Below are 22,304 nucleotides of genomic sequence, written 5' to 3'. Positions count from 1 at the left end.
TTTAATTAGCCTACCACGGCGCAACCGTGCCATCTGTTCGCGACTCGGTGCCACCAGCAAGCACGCCAGTTTCAGGGTCTCTCCAAATGATCTGACCTCTCCCGAAGCTATTTGGCTCAAGCTGTATTTGAATATCATGCCCTCTATCTGCTAAACCTTGTGCAAGATGATGGCCAAATCTATTTTCCACTTCCACTGTCTTCTCCTTCATCCATTGCCATCTCGGTGCATCCAGTGCTGCTTGTGGATTCAGTCCAAAATCAATGGTATTCATCACTACTTGAAGGTGACCCTGTGGCTGCATAAATCCACCCATCACACCAAATGGCCCAACCGGCTGATTGTCTTTTGTCAAAAATCCAGGAATAATTGTATGATAAGTTCTTTTTCCACCAGCTAATGCATTAACATGGCCTGAATCCATGGAAAAGTTATGCCCGCGATTTTGCAGCGCAATTCCAGTACCTGGTACAACTAAGCCTGAGCCAAAGCCCATATAATTACTTTGGATAAATGAAACCATATTCCCTTCACTGTCCGCTGTTGCTAAATAAACCGTGCCACTTCCTGTTGGTTCGCCAGCTTCCGGCTGCAGTGCTTCCTCTGAAATTAGTTTTCTTCTTGTCTCTGCATAAACATCACTCAGAATATCATCAGACCTATATTTCATGTTCCCCTCTTCTGTTACATGGGCCTGACCGTCAGCAAATGCCAGTTTAATGGCTTCAATTTGCTTGTGATATGTTTCAACAGATTCTTTTTCCGTAAACTCAAATCCTTTTAAAATATTCAATGCCTGAAGTGCAACAATCCCTTGCCCGTTTGGAGGAATTTCCCACACATCATACCCACGGTAATTGACGCTGATTGGATCAACCCAATCGGTCTTATGTTCAGCCAAATCCTCAGCAGTTAGAAATCCGCCATTTTCTTTAGAGAAAGCAGCAATTTTTTCAGCTAATTCACCACGGTAAAAAGATTCTCCATTTGTTTCGGCAATTGACTGTAATGTCTTTGCATGATCAGGTGATGACCAAATTTCCCCCGCCTTTGGTGCACGGTCGTTTGGTGCAAATGTTTTAAACCAATTTTCGTAAACATCATCTGTTAAATGCTTTTTAAAAGAATTATATCCTTTTTTCCAATACTTACTCAAAGTTGGTGATACAGGAAATCCCTCAGAAGCATAGGTAATCGCTGGCTCTAAAACTTCTGTTAATGGCAGCTTTCCAAATTTTTTCGATAATTCAGCCCATGCACCTGGTGCTCCAGGAACAGTTACCGGAATCCAGCCGTGTGCTGGAATTTCCTCATAGCCCGCCTTCTTCACAGCTTCGATGGAAATATTCTTCGGGGATCTGCCGCTTGCATTTAATCCATGCAGTTTATCTTTTGTCCATACCAAAGCAAAGGCATCCCCACCAATACCGTTGGAGGTAGGCTCCACGACTGTCAGGCAGGCTGCTGTAGCAATTGCAGCATCAATCGCATTTCCACCTTTTTTCAAGATATCCAATCCTGCCTGTGAAGCTAGTGGCTGTGATGTCGCCACCATCCCTTTTTTAGCATAGGTAGCATTTCGCGTTACCGGATATGGAGAGGATTGATTATTAAAAGACATCATATGTAAACACTCCTTTTTCAATATGAAAGTTATTTTCTGAATTATATAACATAATACAAAATTATAAGCTATTTGTCAATACAAAAATAAAGTTTATTAGTGATTGTACTTACATTTTAGACAACCTTCTATTATAAACCTTTCTTTATGTGTTATAATTAGTAAAGTAAAGGGGTCACTACTATGAAATATGATGAAATCGATAAAAAACTACTGGAAGAATTAGCCGAAGATGGCAGATTATCTTACGTTGAGCTTGCCGAAAAAGTTGGCCTATCCCGTGTAGCTGTAAAAGATAGAATTAAAAACCTGAAGGATAAAGGTGTTATTGAAAAATTCACTGTCGTTATTAACTCGGAAAAATTCGGCAAAAAGGTTTCCGCTTTTTTTGAAGTCGATGTGGAGCCAAAGCAATTACAGGAAGTAGCACAAAACCTGGCAGATAATCCGAACGTGGCAAGTATTTATCAGATGACAGGACCAAGCACCCTGCATATGCATGTTCTGGTTGAGGATTTTCAAATGCTTGAAGTTTTTATCAATACAGAGTTATATGCGGTTAGTGGAATTACCCGCGTGGAAAGCTCTGTGATTTTGAAGCGGTTTAAGAGTCGGACAGGCTATAAGCTGTAAAATTAAAAAGGTATCAGGCATTATAAAATGCATGATACCTTTTCTTTACCAATAAAAAAGTGTTGCACAAATGGCGACAACCATAAAAAAGACACTGGAGAAAAATCCTATAACGTATTGTTCTTTTTTCATCAGGACACCTGTATCATAAGCAAGATACGTTGTCGTAGCATGGATTGGCAGAACCATCATACTTCCGATAATCATGATCACCAGAAATGCTAATTGAATAGGTGGCAGACCGATCAATTCTGAATAGGACATAACAATTGGAAAGATAACAATAACCGCAGATGACGGAACAATAAAAAAGAATCTAAGTGTAAAGATAATAAGAGCAATAATAATTACTTTAATTATTATACCTGCGTCTTGAGGTATTACTTCGATTAATTTACTCGCTAAAGCAGCTGCAGTTCCATTTTCCTCCATTATAATGCCTAGTGAAAAAGATGCACCAAGCAGCAAAAAATTCTCCCAATCAAAACTTCGAATAACCTTATTTGTAACAAGTCCTATTTTTGGTAAGGAATAAAACACCACAAGTAACATTGGTGGTATAAGTAGCGGGATCTGCTGTTGATCTGTAACAATCCATATAACAATCATTGTCAGAAAGCTAATAATAACAACCCAAAACTTCACAGGGATTTCTCCCTTTTCCTGTGTTTCTTCACGTGTTGAATCTATTATTACTTCGTCACTTTCCAATGCATAATGTTTCAAATACCGCCATACAAAAAACACCATAATTAGCGAGCCAATCCATAATGGCGGAGCAATTATCAAAAACCAATCCAACCACCCTAAATTTGCAATATTATAATCACGTAAAAGCTGGGATGCAAGAATGGGAAACCCACCACCAGTGTAGATAATCATGGTAGCATTTTGATTCATCATTCCGATTACATATAGGCAAAATTTTTTAAAGGTGCTTTTTTCATCTAACCCATAATAACTATTTAAACGGCTAACTAATGGAAGTAACATTTTAAATCTCGCAACTGCTGAAGGAAGCAATATTGGCAGGATTAAAATAAATAATGGCAGGCCCAGTATAATAAATAGAGGTCCACCTTTGCTTATTTTTAACAGGAAACGAGCAATGACCCTGTCAATTCCAACCTTCACAAGTGCCTGGCTTATAATGGATAGCATTAAAATAAAATAAAGTGCAGGAGATAAAAAGCCGACTACAGCTTCATCCATGCTATCCACCAAACCAAACAACAATATCAGTGCTAAAATGAATATACTACTTGCCCCTGTTGGGATTGGTGTGGTAATCCATAAAAATATAGCTATACCTAACAATAACAATGTACGCTGCTGCTCATCCGTAAAGCTTATGACAAAATCAGCATGGTTCATCCATATTACTAGAATAATAACGATCGCAAAAAACAAGAATTGCAGTAATTTTTTATTCCAATAGATATCTCTTAAAAAGCTTCTCATACAGAACTATCCTTTACGCTTACGTAATACCCGGATAAGTGGGAATATAAATGAAAGCAATGCAACAATTAATAGTGAGATAGCAATTGGATCATTTACAAAAACCATCAAGTTGCCATTTGATATGGTCAACGATTGTCTAAATGCTTGCTCCATCATTCCCCCGAGAATAAATGCAAGGATAAATGGTGGTGCAGGAAAAGAAAAAATCCTCATTAAGAATCCAACAACTCCAAATAATAACAACATGTATAAATCAAATGTGTTAAAGCTAATTGCGTATACCCCGATAATACTAAACATAATAACAAGTGAGATGAGGAGTGGTCTTGGTATCTTTAATATTTTTGCAAAATAAGGGATTAACGGTAAATTTAAAACTAGCAGGAATACATTACCAATATACATACTTGCTATGATCCCCCAAAAAATCTCCGGACGATCCGTCATTAACAAAGGCCCGGGCTGTACACCTAAAACCAGGAAGGCTCCCAGCATAACCGCTGTCGTTCCAGATCCAGGAATTCCTAAACTTAGTAATGGAACAAATGCCCCACTTGTTGCAGCATTATTCGCTGTCTCCGGTGCAGCCAGACCTTTAACAGAACCCTTTCCAAATTCCTCCGGATTTTTGGAAATTTTCTTTTCTGTAATATAAGCAATGAAAGAAGCTATCGTAGCACCGGCACCAGGTAAAACACCAAGGATAAAACCTAAAAATGACTGCCTGGTAACAGGTCCCTTCATTTCGTTAAAATCTTTCTTACTGAGACGCATGCTCCCTAATTTATGTGTGTCCTGAGAAAGATCCTTTCTTTTAATAATCAGTGTACAAACCTCAGCCAATGCAAATAGGCCCAAGGCGATAACGAGAAAGTCCAATCCTTCAAGTAAATTTACATTTCCAAAAGTAAAGCGCTGTGTTCCTGTTTGTGCATCGATACCAATCGTTACAATTATGAATCCGGCAACAGCTGAAATTAGAGCTTTTATGGTACTTCCTTCTGATAAACTGGAAATTGCTGTTAGTCCCATCAGCATAAGTGCAAAATATGCGGGTGGTCCAAAAGATATTGCTACACTCGAAAGCAAAGGTGCCAGAAGCATTAGCAGGACAACACTGACCGTCCCCCCTATAAAAGAACAAATTGCTGCAATTGCTAATGCCTTACCAGCCTTCCCTTGCTGTGCCATTGGGTACCCATCAAATGCAGTGGCAACCGCACCGGAGACTCCTGGAGCATTTAATAATATAGAGGAAGTTGAACCACCAAATATTGCTCCATAATAAACTCCGGCCATCATTACTAATGCAGGTGTGGGATCCATTCCAAAGGTAATTGGAATCATAACTGCAATGGCACTAATTGGTCCAAGTCCTGGAAGCATACCAATAAATGTACCTACGAAAACACCTATCATTACAAATAAAATTCCCTCTAAACTAAACGCAACTTGAAAACCTGTTAATATTCCTTCTATTGAGCCCATATGATCCCTCCTTTAAAACGGCATAATTCCCTGTGGTAAACTAATTCTTAAAAATTCAGTAAACATAATATACATAAATAAAGGAAAAACAATAGATACAATCAGATTCGTAATATGCTTCTTATACCCAAGAAACCATGAACAAAAAAAGATAAAAACACAAGTAATAATTACAAACCCAAGTATTTCAAGAAGCATGATGTACAGCAGAATAAATGTAAAAACTGCTAATAAAGCTCCTATATCTTTCTTGGGTATGTCTCTTCTTGCTTTTTGTTCCTCTGTTTCCGAGTCCTTTGAAAAGTATAAACAAACAGCTAAAATAATTAATAAAAATCCCAGCACCATAGGTATCAAATCCGCATCAACCGGAGCATATGGATAGGACGGAAGCTGAAAGGCCAATATTAAATATCCTGCAGCTATTAAAACTAAAATCACACTTATTCTTTGGTTTAGTGTTTTTAACATTGAATCACCACCTGAAAATTTTAAAGTTTAAGCTTTAAATAAGGGAAGTCAATGATCGTTGTATCTGATCATTGACTTCCATATGATCTGTTCTTATTCACCAAGTCCTAATTCATCTAACAATGTTTGAATATTTTCTTTCTCTTCATCTAAGAACTGACTGTACTCTTCACTTCCCATATACATTTCGTCCCAGCCAAACTGTCCACGAATTTCAGCAAATGCCTCTGAATCACTTAATTCTTTGAATTTCTTCTCATAGTAAGCAATTGCTGCTTCATCCATGTTTGGTGGTCCAAAGAATCCTCTCCAGTTAACAAATGTTTCATCAATACCTTGTTCTATAGCAGTTGGGAAATCCTCTAACACTTCACCTTCTAATCTTTCTTCAGAAGTGACACCCAATACTCTGATTGTTCCAGCTTTTACTTGCTCCACCGTTTCTGAAACTCCAGTAGAGAATACATCAACACTTCCATTTAGAAGCTGAGTTAGACCAACGCCATCCTGATCAGATACATATTTGATTTTTGTAACATCAACACCCGCTGCTTTTGCAATTTGTACAAATTGAATGTGGTCCATACTACCAGGAGAAGATGTTCCAACTACAGTAATACTTGATGGATCCTCTTTCATATCATCAAAAAGCTCATTTAAATTATCCCATTTTGCATCTGCCGCAACCGCAAAAGCTGCATAGTCAGCAATCACATTTGCTATTGGTGTAAAATCTTCATGTCCATATTCGGATTGTCCATTTAATGGAATGAACAATAGTGGAGGTGATGCAACAAACATATTATGAGGGCTTCCATCCTGGCCGGCAATATATGCCCAGCCAACTGCACCCCCACCTCCAGCTTTATTCACTACACCAATACTTTCATCAATAATTCCCTCTTCCGTGAAAACCTTTGCTACCATTCTCGCTGTAGTATCCCAGCCTCCGCCTGCCCCAGCTGGTGCAACGATTTCAATTGGACTTTCAGGTGCCCAGTCTGATGATTCTGCTGTGTCCCCCGAATCACCTGACCCGCTAGCTTCTTCTTCATCAGCACAGGCTGCAGCAATTAACAATAAAAACATCATTGCGATTAATGGTATTAATTTTTTCATTCTTCTTCCCCCTCATAATTTGTTAATAATAGTACAAATATTTTCCTTAATAAGAATTATAAATAAACCTTTCCATCTTGTAACCGTTTTCAAAATAATGCGTAAAAAGTTCTTAAAGTATATTTAGTTCATAAAGTTCATCCCATAAAAAAAGATGTCACACATACTTACACATGACATCTTTCAGTTTAGATTTTTATTTTTTATGATATCTTCGTTCCGGTCTTCCAACAACGCCATATTCCAGTTCTGCAGTGATCGTCCCAACTGAAATTAAATATTCCAAATACCTTCTGGCTGTTGTGCGGGAAGCTCCAATCCTTGTACCCATTTCTTCTGCGGTAATCCCTTCATCAATACGGTTAATAATTTCTTTTACCTTTTCAAGCGTGAGAGGATCAATCCCTTTAGGTGTCTGTTTTTCATGAGGAATTGCATCTGTTTTATGTCCAAAATATTCATCCAAAAACGATTGATCCACATCTTCCTCCGCGTCGAGCCTTTTCTTCACATTTTTATATCGTTCAATTGTCTCAATAAACCTTTCCATTTTGACAGGTTTTATAATATAATCAAACACACCATTTCGGATTGCTTCTTTAACTATATCCGCTTCTGTTGCAGCAGAAATCATTATAATATCTATATCAGGATTAATGGTTCTCAATTCTTGTATAATATCAGTTCCAAGAATGTCCGGCATATAAATATCGAGTAACACAAGATCAACATGTGTAGCCGCAACTTGTTTTATCGCTTCATTCCCGTTTAATGCTTTTCCTGTAACTGTAATATTACTGATTTTATTTAAAAATTCCTCATGAATACCAGCTATTCGATAGTCATCTTCTACAATAATAACTTTAATCATGAATATCCCCCTTACCCATGAATTGCTTAGGTATAAATACAGAAAACACCGTGCCCCCACCTGGTTGATTATGTACCTCAATCTGCCCTTGCAACTCGTTTATTGTTTCTTTTACAATTGCTAATCCATAACCGCGATTTTCTTTATCCTTTGTTGAAAATCCCTGTTCAAAAATTTGGGTAAGCATGTCATCCGTAATCCCAGCTCCATTATCCGCTATTTCAAATACAATATCTTCTCCTAAATCTGTAGCAAAGAATACCACATGCTTATGGTCATTGTTTTCAACGGCTTCGAGTGCGTTATCAATTAAATTACCTAAAATAGTGATCAATTTACCCATATCAATACGATTTGGCAGCAGATCCAGATAACTATTAGGTTCAATTTCAAAGTCAATTTTCTTCTCTGAAGCTTTACCAATCTTTCCTAATAAAATAGCTTGAACAGTTCTATCATTTATCTGACCAAGTAAAATTTTATTTTGACTGCCAGTTAACCGGGATTCTATTTGAATCAGTTCAATTGCTTCTTTATAATGACCTAATTGAAGCAGCCCGGATAATACATATAATTTATTTGTATATTCATGCGTTTGAGCACGCAGATCTTCCGAATATTTTCGAACTTCTGATAGCGTATTGATCATTTCATTCAGTTCTGTCTTATCTCTAAAACTTGCAACCACCCCTACCACCTTGGAATCCTCTATTATAGGTGTACGATTGACGATAACTTGACGATTATTCAATGTCATCTCATCATCTTTTATCACATCTCCTGAGAGAAGAACATTGTACATTTTCGTATTAGGAAACACCTCTTCAATTTTTTTATTGAGGTTATCCCTGGATAATCCCAGAATTTTTTGAGCCGACTCATTCATTAAGTTTATTTTCCCATCTTTATCTATCGCAATAACGCCTTCTTTGATAGAGGAAAGAATTGCAGTACGATCCCTGTATAACGAGGCAATTTGGTATGGTTCCAATCCAAAAGTATCTTTTCGTATGTCCCGGGCTAGAAATATACCTCCGAGAATACCGATAATAAGAACAAGAAATGATGCCCCGCTTATTTTCAGTAATTTATTAAAAACAATGGATTTAATATCTTCAACCATAAAACCAACAGACACAATTCCAACAATTTCATCTTGATTATTAAAAATTGGAGCTTTCCCCCGTAATGATGGACCGAGACTACCAGTTGCTTTTGACGTATAATATTCTTCATGAATCAGCGCCCTATCGTTGTCGCCACCTACCATATGCTTCCCTATCTTCTCTTCATCCGGATGAGCAACTCGAATACTATCTCTATTACCAACTACAATAAATTCCGCACCGATAAACTCTCTTACCTCTTCAGCAATTGGTTGTATAACTTCTTCAGGATGTTCCATTTCGAATGCTTCTTTTACTGATGGCATAAATGAAATCGTTGTTGCTACATGAAGTGCCCGTTCACCAATTTGTTCTTCGATATCACGAGATTCAAAATATGCATTAATCCCTGTTAAAAGGATAGTAATTAGTAAAATCAAGCCAATGATCAATACGAGTATTTTGGTTTGTAAAGAGAATCTGTTCATAACTGTTGCCCTTTCCAATGAAAGCATTTTTCATAGTATTTAAACTTATCATACTATAAAAGTACTGTAAATCCCTTATTTGCTAACTGCTCACCGAGAAATCGCATACTTTATGTCGAACTAGTAAAGCCATGTATGACAAGAACCCCTGTTTTATTACCCGGGAAATAAAATTCCTCAGCTTCTTTCATGATTTGATTAGTTTCTCCCATGTTTTAGCCTCCTATTTCCGACAAAATATTATTATTAATTCTGTAAATTCAATTTTAACATATTCTATTTAAAATATTAAAAAAATACATCCCCCTATCTATAGAAGAATGTATTACTTAGTTTCTGTTTGTACCGCTAACCACTTATATTCGAATTATTAGGAATGGAAAAACATCAATATGTCTAGCTATCTAAAAAGCTTTAACTACCGAGTCATAAACCTCTTGCAGGCTTTTCCTCATACTGGATTCAACAGCTGCTACATAAGATCCTTCAACCAATGGTGCCTCCACCAGTTTTATATCTTTTGTTTCTGCCATTTCAATTGCAATTTCTGCATTCATTTTTGCGCTGCCAATATCATAAAAAAGCAAAACACCTTGCCCCTGATCGGCATTATTTATCGCTTTTCCTATTATATCAATGCTTGTACCAATATCGTTTTCTTCTGTACCACCTGCTAATTCGATTGGTACATCCTGAATAACTTGCCCGATAAGATCCTTAATTCCTTCAACTATTTTAGAACTATGAGAGATTAATACAATACCCACACGGGACATATTTTAATTTCCTCCTTTTATAACTTCTGCAAGTGCTTCGAATATATAAAAAGATGATGCAGCCCCAGGATCAATATGCCCAATAGATTTTTCCTTAAAATAAGAGGCTCGACCCTTCGTAGCCATGATCTCTTTCGTGTTTTCCATAGCCTGTTTGGCTGTTTTCCGGATTTGATCTCCTTGAAAATCCTTTTCACTCTTGAGATAATCAACAACTGGCGACCAAACATCGATCATCGTTTTTTCTCCTTCAGTTGCTTTACCACGTTGTTTCACACCATTAACCGCTTCTTCAAGCCCTTTCGTAAAAGTTTCAAAATTTAAGGAATCACTGCCCTTTACAGCAATAGATAGCTTTAAAAAAGCAGTTCCAAATATTGGTCCAGACGCTCCCCCAACCTTGGACATTAATGTCATAGCAACATCTTTTAATACATCAGCGACATTCTCGTAATCCTGTGTAGATATTTTATTTACTACTTCCTTAAAACCGCGGGCCATATTTATCCCATGATCTCCATCACCTATTGGCTGATCTAGAGAGGTAAGGTAATCTTTATTTGCTTGTATTTTTTCATTTGTTAATTCAAACCATTGAATAATATCTTTCACCTGAAGTTCCACGTTTTATCTCCTTTCTTAATTAAGAAAAGCTGGTGCAAGGGACTCTGCATCTAATAATACTTTGAGTTCTTCATCTAATTTTAATAAGGTAACAGAGCAACCCGCCATTTCTAATGAGGTCATATACTCCCCTACAAATGTTTTGTATACATTAATACCTTTTTCATTTAAAATTTCATGAACTTTGCTATTTAAAATATAAAGCTCCATTTCCGGTGTGGAACCTAATCCATTTACCATAACTGCTACATCATCGCCAATCGAGAACTCAATATCCTCTAGTACTTTATTTGTTAGTTCAGTAGCTATTTCATCTGCTGTTGCTATTGATTTTCTTTCAATTCCAGGTTCCCCATGAATTCCAATACCAATCTCCATTTCATTTTCATCCAATTGAAAACTTGGCCTACCGGCAGCAGGCACTGTACATGGTGTCAGGGCCATTCCCATTGATCGAACATTTTTCACTACCCTGTCAGCAACTGCTTTCACTTCTTCCAGAGAAGCACCACTTTCTGCTTTTGCTCCAGCTATTTTATGGACAAAAACCGTTCCGGCGATCCCCCTTCTTCCTGTAGTAAATGAACTGTCTTCAACAGCAACGTCATCATTTACAACAACTTTTTCTACTTTGATTCCTTCTGCTTCAGCCAGTTCCTGAGCCATTTCAAAATTGAGTACATCTCCAGTATAGTTTTTAATTACTAAAAATACACCTTTACCACTATCAAGTGCTTTAATTGCTTCCAGCACTTGATCTGGCGTGGGCGAAGTGAAAACCTCTCCAGCCACCGCTGCGTCAAGCATCCCTTTCCCTACGTAACCTGCATGTGCAGGCTCATGACCACTGCCACCACCGCTTACAAGCCCTACTTTATTCGCAATTGGTGCTTCACTCCTGGCAATAATCAAAGTATCCTCTAATTGTTTTACAGTTTTTGGATTTGCCATAACCATGCCTTTAATCATATCCTGTACAACATGGTTTGGATCATTAATAATCTTCTTCATCTTTTTCTCTCCCTACATTTTATCCTTTGTCTATAATACTATTATTCTTATGGAAATTTGTTAAATAATTTGACTCTTCCTATATCTAGTAAAAATAGAGAGATCAACTTACCTTCTGTTAAAGATAATTATGATCTCTCTTTATAAAATACCCTTATTTAAACGTTCTTGTTGCTTCTACTGCCTTTTTCCATCCCGCGTATAGTTCATCTCGCTTTTCGCTATCAAGATTTTCTTTAAATGTCTTTTCATTCTTCCATTGTTTAGCAATCTCTTCTTTATCTTTCCAATAGCCTACAGCCAATCCTGCCAAATATGCAGACCCTAATGCAGTTGTTTCCTGAACAACAGGTCGTTCAACAGAAACCCCGAGCATATCACTTTGAAATTGCATTAAGAAGTTATTTTTAACCGCACCACCATCTACTCTCAGTGTTTTCAAATCAATTCCAGAATCGGCAATCATTGCATCTAATACATCTTTCGTTTGATATGCCAATGATTCAAGTGTTGCTCGAATAAAATGTTCCTTCGTTGTTCCACGGGTTATTCCAAATACAGAACCACGTGCATCACTATCCCAATACGGCGTACCAAGTCCAACAAATGCTGGTACCATGTATACACCATCAGTCGAATCTACTTTAGCTGCAAAATCTTCACTTTGTGGTGCATTCTCGATAATTTTCAATCCATCCCGAAGCCATTGAATTGCCGATCCAGCAACAAAAATACTACCTTCCAAAGCATATTCTACTTTTCCATCAACACCCCAAGCTAGCGTTGTTAACAATCCATGCTCTGATGCAACACCTTTGTCACCAGTATTCATCAGCATGAAACAGCCCGTTCCATACGTATTTTTAGCCATTCCTTTTTCAAAGCACGCCTGACCAAATAGTGCTGCTTGCTGATCACCAGCAATACCAGCGATTGGTACCTCATGACCAAAGAAATGATAATCTACTGTATTCGCATACACTTCAGATGATTGACGGACTTCAGGAAGCATATTTTTCGGAACGGTTAAGATATCCAGTAATTCCTCATCCCATTTAAGGTCGTAGATGTTAAACATTAACGTTCTTGATGCATTGGAATAATCGGTAATATGTGTCTTTTCACCTGAAAGCTTATAAACAAGCCATGTATCCATTGTTCCAAATAGTAAATCGCCATTTTCCGCCTTTTCCCTTGCTCCTTCAACGTTATCAAGAATCCATTTCACCTTTGTTCCAGAGAAATAAGGATCAAGTAATAAACCTGTTTTTTCTCTGAATAAATCGTTATGTCCAGCCTCCCTTAATTCTTTACAAATACCTTCTGTCTGTCTGGATTGCCAGACAATTGCTTTATAGATTGGCTTTCCGGTATGTTTATCCCAAACTACCGTTGTTTCACGCTGGTTTGTAATGCCAATACCAGCAATATCACTTGGCTCTACGTCTGCTTTCCTTAATACCTCTGCTATACACGCCAATACAGAAGTCCAAATTTCATTTGCATCATGCTCTACCCAACCAGGCTTAGGAAAAAATTGCTCAAATTCCTTTTGAGCTGTTTCCACAATTTCACCTTGATGGTTAAAAAGAATTGCACGCGAGCTAGTTGTTCCTTGGTCTATTGATAAAATAAATTGATTAGTCATTTAAACTCCTCCTATACTGCTTTTTTTTTAATTTCTTCAGAATCATTTTCGTTCTTTTTAAGTTCTACCGTAGTAGCTCCAATTATAATTACAGCTACAACAGCACTTAATATCCAAAAAACAAGCGAAAAATTACCTAAGAACATTGCATTGTAAAATACTGCACCATAAACACCTCCAAGAATTGGCCCAACTACAGGAATCCAGGAGTATCCCCAATCAGAACCTCCTTTACCCGGTATTGGGAGAAGTGCATGGGCAATTCTTGGTCCAAGATCACGAGCAGGGTTAATCGCATAACCCGTTGCCCCACCTAGAGACATTCCAATCGCAATAATTAAAGCCCCAACAATTAATGGATTAAGACCTTCTGTAAATTCATTTGCTCCAATAAACATAAGGCCCATTAATAATATAAATGTACCTATCATTTCACTGAGCAGATTTGAAAAAGGACTGCGAATAGCAGGATCTGTTGCGAAAACGCCTAATTTAGCACCTTGATCCTTTGTTGCTTTCCAATGTGGCAAATAATTCAAAAACACAATGCCCGCTCCAATTATTGCACCAATCATTTGAGCTAAAATATACGTGGGAACTTTTGCCCAAGGAAACTCTCCTGCAGCTGCAAAGCCTAATGTTACTGCTGGATTAATATGTGCACCTGTAAAATTTCCAACTGCATAAACTCCCATTGTAACAGCGAGTCCCCAACCAATTGTAATAACTACCCATCCTGCACCTTCTGCTTTTGTTTTCTTTAAAACAACACCACCTACTACACCGCCACCAAGAATAACGAGAATCATTGTTCCAATCAACTCAGCTAAAAACTCCGACATTTGAAACACCCCTTGTCCATTTATTATCTAACAATCTTTCAAGCCAGTTAATTTTAGATACAAAAAGACCCACACTCTAATAGACATACTTTTCCTAGGAAAGTACTATTAAAGTGTGGGTCTCATCTCTCCACCACATAATTAACTTGTACCAAAAATTTTACCTTATCCTGAAAGCGTTGTCAACAGTTATTTAGTTAGATTAGGAAATAATCTGTGTGCAACTGGGTGAAATTTCATGGTAAAAATTTATTATTTTGTTATTTGCTGGGCTGCTTCAAGATGTTGTGTCTTACTTATCATTCCATGTGGGTCGATCACAAACTTTCTCGATGCTCCACCGTCAAACGCTCTATAGCTATCCGGTGCCTGATCAAGAGAAATTACTGTGGCATTAACAGCTTTAGCAATTTGGGCTCTGCCACTTAATATCGCTTTCATTAAATCACGATTGTATTTCATTACTGGAGTTTGTCCAGTTACAAATGTATGTGCTTTAGCAAAGCCTAAGCCAAATCTGATTTTCAGGGTTCCTTCTTTTGCATCAGCATCTGAGGCACCAGGATCTCCAGTTACATATAAACCCGGAATTCCTAAACGTCCCCCTGCTCTTGTTATTCCCATAATGGAGTTCAGTACTGTAGCAGGTGCTTCTCCACCATCTTCTCCATGACCACTTGCCTCAAAACCTACTGCATCAATTGCACAATCCACTTCTGGTGTCCCCAAAATTTGTTCAATTTGTTCACCAACATCGTCATGCTCACGCAGATTTATCGTCTCACATCCAAAACTTCTTGCCTGTGCTAAGCGTTCCTCGATTAAATCACCGACGATAACTACTGATGCACCAAGTAATTGAGCCGAGTGAGCAGCAGCAAGACCTACAGGACCCGCTCCAGCAACATAAACAGTCGATCCCGTTTTTACTCCTGCACTTACTGCACCATGATATCCAGTTGGGAAAATATCAGAAAGCATCGTTAAGTCAAGGATCTTTTCCATAGCCTGGTCTCTATCAGGGAATTTTAATAATTGGAAATCAGCATAAGGAACCATAACATACTCGGATTGTCCGCCAACCCAGCCCCCCATGTCTACATAACCATAGGCTGATCCAGGGCGATCTGGATTTACATTCTCACAAATATGTGTATCTTGTTTTCTACAGCTTGGACAACGACCACAGGCAATATTAAACGGAACAGATACGATGTCTCCATTTTTAATAAATTCAACATCACTGCCTACCTCGATAACTTCCCCTGTAATTTCGTGACCTAAAACCAATCCACTTGGGGCAGTTGTCCGCCCTCTCACCATATGTTGATCACTACCACAAATGTTTGTTGAAATAACCTTAACTATTACCCCATGGTTACATTTTCTCCCAACATTCAGTGGATTTACACCTGGGCCATCTCGTAATATTAAATCCGGATAGCTAATGTCGCTTACCTCTACCTCTCCTGGCTTGACATAAACAATTGCTTTGTTTCCTGACACACCAACCACTCCTTAAAATATAATAGTTTTTAAAGGTGTAAACTATGCAAGCGCTATCATTCTATTTTTAATTATAGTATTTATTACCTAATAATGCAACTTATTATTATATAAGTAATATTTTAAATTAATTGAATAATATAAGCTGTGCTGGGATAATATTTCTTATGTAGTTTTTGATAGATTTGATTACTGTAACAGATTTAAGACACTCATCGTATTTTCGATAACTTTCATTTACACTTTACCATACTGATGGTTAGGCACTCTTAGTAACCTTGGCTGATCGCCAAGCTTAATTGCAATTATACTGATTTCCTAAAAAGTTATGCTTTCCTATCAGTGCAAAAAAGAGCAGCCCGTAAAAGATTGCCCTTGAGAATTGAAATTATCAAGTGATACTCCTATACTTGTCTACCTCTTCATTGTCATAAAAACTGCGGACTCTCAGCGATTAGCTCACCCACGGAAGCCATATTATAACAAATAATGGTTGAGTTTTCCTACTTTTTTTAAAACAAAGATAACTTTCTGGCTACTGCGGATATTTCAGTTTTCATTTTGATAGCTTCTCTTTTACCACACTTTTAAATTTCTCCGGATCATCCACCCGAATAGCTACCTGATTATATTTCTTTTTGATTCCCATAATAAGCGTTGCCTCAACTGGATACTTTAATTTTAAAATCACATCTGGTTGTACTTGTTCAAAATCACGTGCAATGAATTCAATTGTATCTTTGGGAGGTTTTTTCTGTAAAATCTTTGGTTCTTCAATTACCTCTTCGATATCAGACCAGCTGATTTTCATTCGTTTCATGAGACCGAGCGATATGTACATCCGCTTCCCCGTTACCCGTAATGGATTTAATCTTACTGCTTGGATGTCCGCAACCAATAAAATTACCGAATAAATGTTCAAAATTAATAAAACCGCCGATAGGATAAGCGACTTATCATGTAACCACCAATGAATCCCGATTGTTTCAAAAATAATTGCATGGACAAGCATTAATTGCAGTGCAACCAGACTCGATTTCTGATGCAAGGTAAAATTATGATTATTTACTGTGGGCTTTTTCCGCCAGCTGGCAAATGCATAGTAAAACATCAATATTTCTGAACAAATGACCCGTATGATTGGAACATCATTCACTTTTTCATGAACTGCATCGGTAAAAGAGAAAATAACTGGTAAAGGATTTTTCTTTACTGAATGAATAATTCCCGGAAGATATTTAAAAAGTGTCGCAATAAGTAAAATTTCTAGTGAAATAAGAAAACCTTCGATAGCAAATCCAATCCATGTTACCGCTTCGAATGGTGCTAAAAATTCCATAGGGATGAAGAAGCGCACCAGTATAAGCCCCGAAGCCATTGTCACTATGAATAATTTCCAGTTCCATTTTCTGAGCCAGGCAATAAGTAAAATCGGGGAAACCAATACTAAATCAAACATTGACCCGATGACGACACCATTTGTATTCTCGGGCAGGATGTTAACCCCGAATGTTGTATGATACAATGCAATATTCGATCCTAATACAAGTAGCAAGAGAGCAAGCCAGCCATGACGAATAAAATTCTTCTTTAATACCATTAAAGCCCTCACCTCTCGCTTTATTCATAATATGCTTTCCAATTAACATTACCTTTCTTCAATAACCGCCATATCCCATTCATGTATTTCAGATCCTCTGGCACCATAGACAATATAAGGATCCTGCTTCACAATTTCCTCTACCTCTTTTAAATTTTCTCCTTTATAAATAACAAGTCCACCAGCACCATCTACAAAAGGCCCTTTGGCAAAGATTTTCCCCTCGCTGCCTTTCTCTTCCAAATACGCCAAGTGATCCGGTCTGTACTGCTTACTTTTTTCTTCATCCAACATTGGTAAAAATACTGCAAAATATTTCATAGCTATCTTCCTTTCCCGTAGTCTATTTCTATTATATATGAATTTTTCGAATGCATGTGGTATGGATTTTGGTTGGAAGTTGAGAGATATACCAGTCAACTTGAGACATAGCGGGAGAAAGTTGAGAGATAATCGAATCATAAACGGCTATCTCTCAACTTTACATAACTGTCTCTCAACTTCCATTTTTTTCTCTCAACTATATACGAATTTCTCTCAACTAATAGGATTATCTCTCAACTTAACCTTTCTATCTCTCAGTCCATGCTGTTCAGTCTATCACTTTCTCTAAACACGACTCAACATCTATGGCACAAGCTCCAACCGCTTGCCTTCCACTCCATCCAGTTTCGTTTCATGATAATTTCCTTCCACCCAATCATCCATCTGATCATGGTACCAATCACTCTTGAAATGGCCGGATTGTCCTGGTCCAACAATATGATGGCCCCTGCTTGTATCATTCATATCAATGACAAATCGCCAGGATGCACCATGATCCACCTCACCATCGGAAGCATCATAACTCGCCGCCATTGGTGTCACACTGCTTCCGCCGACAGACATTGACTTCTCATTATTAAAAAAGAATGCGAGGACTGGATGGATTCCTGATAATGGATGATGGAACTGTACCTTGTGATAATCTCCCCATTGCCATTCACTCATAGCCTCTCCATGTTCTTCTTCCAGATCAGTAAGTGTATTTTTTAAAGCGCTATGCAGCACTTCTTCAATTCCGCCATTTTCCTCAATCCAAATGGAGCCGTCCCCACTTGCTGCTTTTCTTAATAATTCATCTGTCGTTTGGGCTCGACTGCCAAATAATCCCCTTACATTCTCAGGAATTTCATCATTATATAGTAATGCTTCCATTTCATCCATCCAATTATGGAAAATTAATGGCTGTGCATATCCGGCTTCATCCATGAAATCCCAATCATTTAAAAGTTCCATAGCTTCTGTTTCGATTTCAGTTAATTCAACACCCCCTAATACATCTGAAAAGATCGGCACAAACTCCCTCGCCTGTAAATTACCAACATCCATTTGTAAATCCATCATAGTTTCAGCTGTTAAATCATTACTTGACTCAAGTACTTCAGCTATCCGCTCATAACGATAGGGCTGAGCCCAAACATTACTGATATGGTATGGATAGTCATCTCCGGCAATCTTATTGTTTGCTGTTGCGATGAATCCTTTATCCGGATTTACAACCCGCGGTAATTCATCAAATGGAATAAATCCGTTCCATTCATGATCTGCCTCCCAGCCCGGCAATGGCAGGAGCGCATCATCACCATTTTCATAGATTGGGATATTTCCATTAGCTTTATAGGCAATGGTTCCATCAGTGGACGCGAAAACAAAATTCTGTGCAGGTGCCAGAAATTTTTCCAAGCCCGCTTCAAATTCCTCCCAATTCTGAGCCTTATTAATATCGAGAATTGCCTCAAGCTCAGTAGTTGGATCCAAAGCTGTCCACCTCAATGAAAGTACCGTATCTTTCCCACTATCCTCGGCAAATTCTGAGATAATCGGCCCATGCCTTGTTTCCACAACCTGATAGTCTATTGTTTCACTGTCCTTTACTTTGATAGGTTCATCAATTACATCAGCTTCTTCCCATACATCCTCAAATAAAAATTCATGAGGGTTTTCGGGATTTCGCTTCTCCATATATAATTGCTGCACATCGGGGCCAGTATTTGTTACACCCCATGCGATATTTTCATTATGCCCCAGTATAATCCCGGGCACTCCTGCAAAAATAACGCCACTGACATTTATATCTTCTGTTTCCAGATGCATTTGCAGCCAGATGGAAGGTGTTGCCAGGCCGAGATGTGGATCATCAGCCAACAACGGCATGCCTGATGCTGTTTTCTCCCCACTTACCACCCAGTTATTACTGCCATTGAATGCATGTGGGATGACAGCTTTTTCAAAACTGCTTGCAATATCAATTTCATTGTCCCCAATTATTGTCGGCTTCTCTTCAGGATAGCTCGGGAATAACTCATATGCTTTTTCCTCTTCAAAATTATTCATCACATAATAGTTAAATGCCTGCCTTTCCCAGTGCCCACCAAGGTCGAATGCCATATATTTTCCAATCGTCAGTGAATCAAGAGGTGTCCATTCTGCAGGTACTGCGCCCATTAATGTGAATTCAATTGGCAATGTGTTATTTTCCTTCGCTTCATTTATATACTGATTTACACCATCAGCAAACCACTGTAATACTTCCTTAGACTCATCTGTGTATATATCATATGACTTCTCTGCTGCTCTTCTTAATCCAAGTGATCGAAAATATTTATCATGATCAACCGCTGATTCACCAACAATTTCACTCAATGTCCCTGAAGCCTGTCTGCGTGACATTTCCATTTGAAAAATACGATCCTGTGCCTGAATATAGCCCTGTGCTATGTACAGATCATGCTCATTGGCAGCCTGAATGTGAGGCACACCATTCTCATCTGTAATGACAGTTACTTCCTGTTCAAGCATTGGCAGTTCAATTTCCCCCTCAACTTGAGGAAGTGTACGGTTTATGTATACGTTTGCAAAAATAAATAAAATAACCCCTATGATAATGATAATACCTAACACAATCAGGACTATTTTTTTCTTGTTCCTCTTTTTCTTCTGAGGTACATCTAATTTATAAGCACTCGTGTCCAATTTTCATATCCCCCTGTTCAAATTCCTTTCAACATATAATTCGACATTTTTTAGCAAAATCCTTTTTAATTGAACAGTTTGTTGGATTATATTGACACAAGAAGCACCTAAGCTAAAGCTATATCTATTAACCTCCCTGAATTGAACTGATCAAATGAATTACCTGCCTCGTTTGTTCATAAAGCAACTTATCTGCATTTTCCATACATTCACTAAGAGATAGCGGTTTATTTACAATGGAAAAGCAGCCTGAAAATCTCTCCCTTAAAATATCTAAATCCCCCTCAAGACTTCCCGATAGTAAAATAACCGGCACGTGATGCTTTTTACCCAGTGTTGCAATATAGCCAGGCGCCTTTCCATAAAGTGTCTGCTCATCGCTTTGTCCTTCTCCTGTAATAACAAGGCCAGCGTGCTGAATTGCTTCCTCAACCTTTATAGTGTTAGCTAAAAGCTCTGCCCCTGAAACAAGATTCGCACCAAGTGCCAGCATGGCAAAACCAAGCCCACCTGCAGCACCGGATCCTGGGATATCTTTTAATGACTGTTTCATTTCTGCTTCTATTAGATTACTATAATCGTCTAAATACTGATCATATTGCTTGATTTGCTCATCTGTAGCACCTTTTTGTGGTCCATAAACAGCTGTTGCCCCCCTTTCACCACAAAGTGGATTATCCACATCACTAGCTACTTTTATCTTAACTTTTGCTAGTCTTGAATCTAATTCTGATAAACTTATCTTCTTTACATGGTGCAGGTTCTTACCATAAGATCCAACCTCTGCCCCATTTGCATCCAGCGCCTTCATGCCTAATGCCTGCAGCATTCCAAGTCCGCCATCATTTGTAGCACTACCACCAAGACCAAGCACAAAATCTGTACAACCTTTATCTAATGCATCGATGATGACTTCGCCAATACCATAAGAAGTTGTAAAATCTGGATTCCGCTTCTCTTCCGGAACCTGAATTAAACCCGCTATGCTTGCACACTCAATAATAGCTTTTTTCCCATCAACAATTGCATAACTTGTATTAACTTTTTCTCCTAGAGGGCCCGTACATACTATAGGAACCCGCTCCCCCTTCGTTGCTCTTAGCAATGCTTCTAGTGTCCCTTCACCCCCATCAGCCATTGGTTTTAATACAACCTCTGATGAAGGGAGAACGACCTTAATAGCTTTTTTTATTATTTCAGATGCATGAATTGATGTTAAGCTTCCTTTAAATGAATCTGGTGCAACGACAATATTCATAATGTACTCCTTTTCATGAAATTTTTATGGAAACCACATGACAGTTATTACCATTCTATGGGTACAAGTTTAGTTCATACATTCATCGTTCTTATTCCATCACCATCCCCAACAATAATCTTATCAGCCATTCCTATAAACAAACCGGTTTCTACAACACCAACAATTCTCTTTAATTCTTCATCCAGCTTTCTCGGATTGGATATAAGCTTGAAAGGACAATCCAAAATATAATTTCCATTATCAGTTACAACAGGCCCACCAGCTTTTTTCCTCACTTGAGGTACACACCCCAACCGGGAAATTTCATTAGCAGTCATTTGCCAACCAAATGGCAATACCTCTATAGGTAAAGGATATTTTCCCAGCTGTGTTACCATTTTTGATTTATCCACGATAATGATTAATTCTTTTGCGGCAGCTGCAATTACTTTTTCTCTAAAAAGTGCTCCCCCACCACCTTTAATAAGCTGAAAATCTTGATCCACTTCGTCTGCACCGTCAATTGTCAGATCAAGCTGTTTTACATGGGAAAAGTCAGTAAGAGATACTCCAAATTGTTCTGCCCATTCCGCTGTTTGATTAGAAGAAGGTATCCCCTTTATATCTAAGCCTACTTCAACAAGCTTTCCAAGTTTTTTTACCATCCAATATACGGTTGATCCTGATCCCAACCCTATATTCATTCCATCTTTAATATATTCTACCGATGCTTCACCGACTAACTTCTTTACTTTATCCTTTTCATTTAACATACTTA

General features: G+C 38.1%; 19 protein-coding genes. 1 reads left to right on the top strand and 18 read right to left on the bottom strand.

What is annotated here, in order from left to right:
- Positions 1-10: 10 nt before the first annotated feature.
- On the bottom strand, positions 11-1,621 hold the full coding sequence (ggt, locus tag CIL05_RS04275; RefSeq protein ID WP_439144823.1) for a gamma-glutamyltransferase: 1,611 nt from the start codon (positions 1,619-1,621) through the stop codon (positions 11-13).
- Between the two features lie 186 nt (positions 1,622-1,807).
- On the opposite strand from ggt, the gene CIL05_RS04270 reads away from it, so the two are divergent.
- Positions 1,808-2,257: an Lrp/AsnC family transcriptional regulator gene (locus tag CIL05_RS04270; RefSeq protein ID WP_095654266.1), complete on the top strand. Its 450-nt coding sequence runs from the start codon at positions 1,808-1,810 to the stop codon at positions 2,255-2,257.
- Between the two features lie 45 nt (positions 2,258-2,302).
- Here CIL05_RS04270 and CIL05_RS04265 read toward each other — a convergent pair whose 3' ends face one another.
- From CIL05_RS04265 to rpiA, 17 genes are all read right to left on the bottom strand, one after another.
- Positions 2,303-3,718: an SLC13 family permease gene (locus tag CIL05_RS04265; RefSeq protein ID WP_095654265.1), complete on the bottom strand. Its 1,416-nt coding sequence runs from the start codon at positions 3,716-3,718 to the stop codon at positions 2,303-2,305.
- Between the two features lie 6 nt (positions 3,719-3,724).
- Complete coding sequence (locus tag CIL05_RS04260; RefSeq protein WP_095654264.1) at positions 3,725-5,209, bottom strand: tripartite tricarboxylate transporter permease; 1,485 nt, start codon at positions 5,207-5,209, stop codon at positions 3,725-3,727.
- A gap of 12 nt (positions 5,210-5,221) precedes the next feature.
- Positions 5,222-5,680 carry a tripartite tricarboxylate transporter TctB family protein gene (locus CIL05_RS04255; RefSeq protein WP_095654263.1) on the bottom strand — a complete coding sequence of 153 codons (459 nt, stop codon included), beginning with the start codon at positions 5,678-5,680 and terminating at the stop codon, positions 5,222-5,224.
- Between the two features lie 93 nt (positions 5,681-5,773).
- Positions 5,774-6,799 carry a tripartite tricarboxylate transporter substrate binding protein gene (locus tag CIL05_RS04250; RefSeq protein ID WP_095654262.1) on the bottom strand — a complete coding sequence of 342 codons (1,026 nt, stop codon included), beginning with the start codon at positions 6,797-6,799 and terminating at the stop codon, positions 5,774-5,776.
- Between the two features lie 196 nt (positions 6,800-6,995).
- On the bottom strand, positions 6,996-7,670 hold the full coding sequence (locus tag CIL05_RS04245; protein ID WP_095654261.1) for a response regulator: 675 nt from the start codon (positions 7,668-7,670) through the stop codon (positions 6,996-6,998).
- The gene (locus tag CIL05_RS04240) at positions 7,663-9,264 is read right to left on the bottom strand and encodes an ATP-binding protein (protein WP_095654260.1); all 1,602 of its coding nucleotides are present in this window, start codon (positions 9,262-9,264) and stop codon (positions 7,663-7,665) included. The genes CIL05_RS04245 and CIL05_RS04240 overlap by 8 nt, the downstream gene beginning before the upstream one ends.
- Before the next feature lie 404 nt (positions 9,265-9,668).
- Positions 9,669-10,040: a dihydroxyacetone kinase phosphoryl donor subunit DhaM gene (dhaM, locus tag CIL05_RS04230; RefSeq protein ID WP_095654259.1), complete on the bottom strand. Its 372-nt coding sequence runs from the start codon at positions 10,038-10,040 to the stop codon at positions 9,669-9,671.
- A gap of 3 nt (positions 10,041-10,043) precedes the next feature.
- A complete protein-coding gene (dhaL, locus tag CIL05_RS04225) occupies positions 10,044-10,664 on the bottom strand; it encodes a dihydroxyacetone kinase subunit DhaL (protein WP_095654258.1) in 621 nt (206 codons plus the stop codon).
- A gap of 15 nt (positions 10,665-10,679) precedes the next feature.
- Positions 10,680-11,675 (bottom strand): dihydroxyacetone kinase subunit DhaK, encoded by a 996-nt coding sequence (gene dhaK, locus CIL05_RS04220; RefSeq protein WP_095654257.1) that lies wholly within the window; start codon positions 11,673-11,675, stop codon positions 10,680-10,682.
- 154 nt (positions 11,676-11,829) lie between these two features.
- Positions 11,830-13,323 (bottom strand): glycerol kinase GlpK, encoded by a 1,494-nt coding sequence (gene glpK, locus CIL05_RS04215; protein ID WP_095654256.1) that lies wholly within the window; start codon positions 13,321-13,323, stop codon positions 11,830-11,832.
- Positions 13,324-13,334: 11 nt separating this feature from the next.
- Positions 13,335-14,165: an MIP/aquaporin family protein gene (locus CIL05_RS04210; RefSeq protein ID WP_095654255.1), complete on the bottom strand. Its 831-nt coding sequence runs from the start codon at positions 14,163-14,165 to the stop codon at positions 13,335-13,337.
- Between the two features lie 252 nt (positions 14,166-14,417).
- Positions 14,418-15,671, bottom strand: a complete 1,254-nt coding sequence (gene fdhA / locus CIL05_RS04205; RefSeq protein ID WP_095654254.1) for a formaldehyde dehydrogenase, glutathione-independent — start codon at positions 15,669-15,671, stop codon at positions 14,418-14,420.
- A gap of 556 nt (positions 15,672-16,227) precedes the next feature.
- Positions 16,228-17,271, bottom strand: coding sequence for a beta-carotene 15,15'-monooxygenase (locus CIL05_RS04200; RefSeq protein WP_095654253.1), 1,044 nt, complete (start codon positions 17,269-17,271; stop codon positions 16,228-16,230).
- A gap of 48 nt (positions 17,272-17,319) precedes the next feature.
- Complete coding sequence (locus CIL05_RS04195; RefSeq protein WP_095654252.1) at positions 17,320-17,592, bottom strand: YciI family protein; 273 nt, start codon at positions 17,590-17,592, stop codon at positions 17,320-17,322.
- A 306-nt stretch (positions 17,593-17,898) separates the two neighbouring features.
- Positions 17,899-20,286 (bottom strand): penicillin acylase family protein, encoded by a 2,388-nt coding sequence (locus tag CIL05_RS04190; RefSeq protein WP_095654251.1) that lies wholly within the window; start codon positions 20,284-20,286, stop codon positions 17,899-17,901.
- 127 nt (positions 20,287-20,413) lie between these two features.
- Positions 20,414-21,544 (bottom strand): glycerate kinase, encoded by a 1,131-nt coding sequence (locus CIL05_RS04185; RefSeq protein WP_095654250.1) that lies wholly within the window; start codon positions 21,542-21,544, stop codon positions 20,414-20,416.
- Between the two features lie 74 nt (positions 21,545-21,618).
- Positions 21,619-22,299: a ribose-5-phosphate isomerase RpiA gene (gene rpiA, locus CIL05_RS04180; RefSeq protein WP_095654249.1), complete on the bottom strand. Its 681-nt coding sequence runs from the start codon at positions 22,297-22,299 to the stop codon at positions 21,619-21,621.
- Between the last annotated feature and the right edge of the window lie 5 nt (positions 22,300-22,304).

Origin of the sequence: Virgibacillus profundi (assembly GCF_002287375.1) — a bacterium.
GTDB lineage: Bacteria > Bacillota > Bacilli > Bacillales > Amphibacillaceae > Virgibacillus_K > Virgibacillus_K profundi.
The sequence above is the reverse complement of the archived record's forward strand: the minus strand, read 5'-3'. Positions and strand labels throughout refer to the sequence as shown.

What these genes read in the sequence shown, in the direction of transcription:
- dhaM (WP_095654259.1), bottom strand. Translation starts at nt 10,040, where the DNA reads ATGTCCCGTGTGGGTATTGTATTAATCTCTCATAGTTCTAAAATAGTT.
- CIL05_RS04250 (WP_095654262.1), bottom strand. Translation starts at nt 6,799, where the DNA reads ATGAAAAAATTAATACCATTAATCGCAATGATGTTTTTATTGTTAATT.
- glpK (WP_095654256.1), bottom strand. Translation starts at nt 13,323, where the DNA reads ATGACTAATCAATTTATTTTATCAATAGACCAAGGAACAACTAGCTCG.
- CIL05_RS04265 (WP_095654265.1), bottom strand. Translation starts at nt 3,718, where the DNA reads ATGAGAAGCTTTTTAAGAGATATCTATTGGAATAAAAAATTACTGCAA.
- CIL05_RS04185 (WP_095654250.1), bottom strand. Translation starts at nt 21,544, where the DNA reads ATGAATATTGTCGTTGCACCAGATTCATTTAAAGGAAGCTTAACATCA.
- dhaK (WP_095654257.1), bottom strand. Translation starts at nt 11,675, where the DNA reads ATGAAGAAGATTATTAATGATCCAAACCATGTTGTACAGGATATGATT.
- CIL05_RS04210 (WP_095654255.1), bottom strand. Translation starts at nt 14,165, where the DNA reads ATGTCGGAGTTTTTAGCTGAGTTGATTGGAACAATGATTCTCGTTATT.
- CIL05_RS04255 (WP_095654263.1), bottom strand. Translation starts at nt 5,680, where the DNA reads ATGTTAAAAACACTAAACCAAAGAATAAGTGTGATTTTAGTTTTAATA.
- CIL05_RS04240 (WP_095654260.1), bottom strand. Translation starts at nt 9,264, where the DNA reads ATGAACAGATTCTCTTTACAAACCAAAATACTCGTATTGATCATTGGC.
- CIL05_RS04195 (WP_095654252.1), bottom strand. Translation starts at nt 17,592, where the DNA reads ATGAAATATTTTGCAGTATTTTTACCAATGTTGGATGAAGAAAAAAGT.
- ggt (WP_439144823.1), bottom strand. Translation starts at nt 1,621, where the DNA reads ATGTCTTTTAATAATCAATCCTCTCCATATCCGGTAACGCGAAATGCT.
- CIL05_RS04245 (WP_095654261.1), bottom strand. Translation starts at nt 7,670, where the DNA reads ATGATTAAAGTTATTATTGTAGAAGATGACTATCGAATAGCTGGTATT.
- CIL05_RS04270 (WP_095654266.1), top strand. Translation starts at nt 1,808, where the DNA reads ATGAAATATGATGAAATCGATAAAAAACTACTGGAAGAATTAGCCGAA.
- CIL05_RS04260 (WP_095654264.1), bottom strand. Translation starts at nt 5,209, where the DNA reads ATGGGCTCAATAGAAGGAATATTAACAGGTTTTCAAGTTGCGTTTAGT.
- rpiA (WP_095654249.1), bottom strand. Translation starts at nt 22,299, where the DNA reads ATGTTAAATGAAAAGGATAAAGTAAAGAAGTTAGTCGGTGAAGCATCG.
- CIL05_RS04200 (WP_095654253.1), bottom strand. Translation starts at nt 17,271, where the DNA reads ATGGTATTAAAGAAGAATTTTATTCGTCATGGCTGGCTTGCTCTCTTG.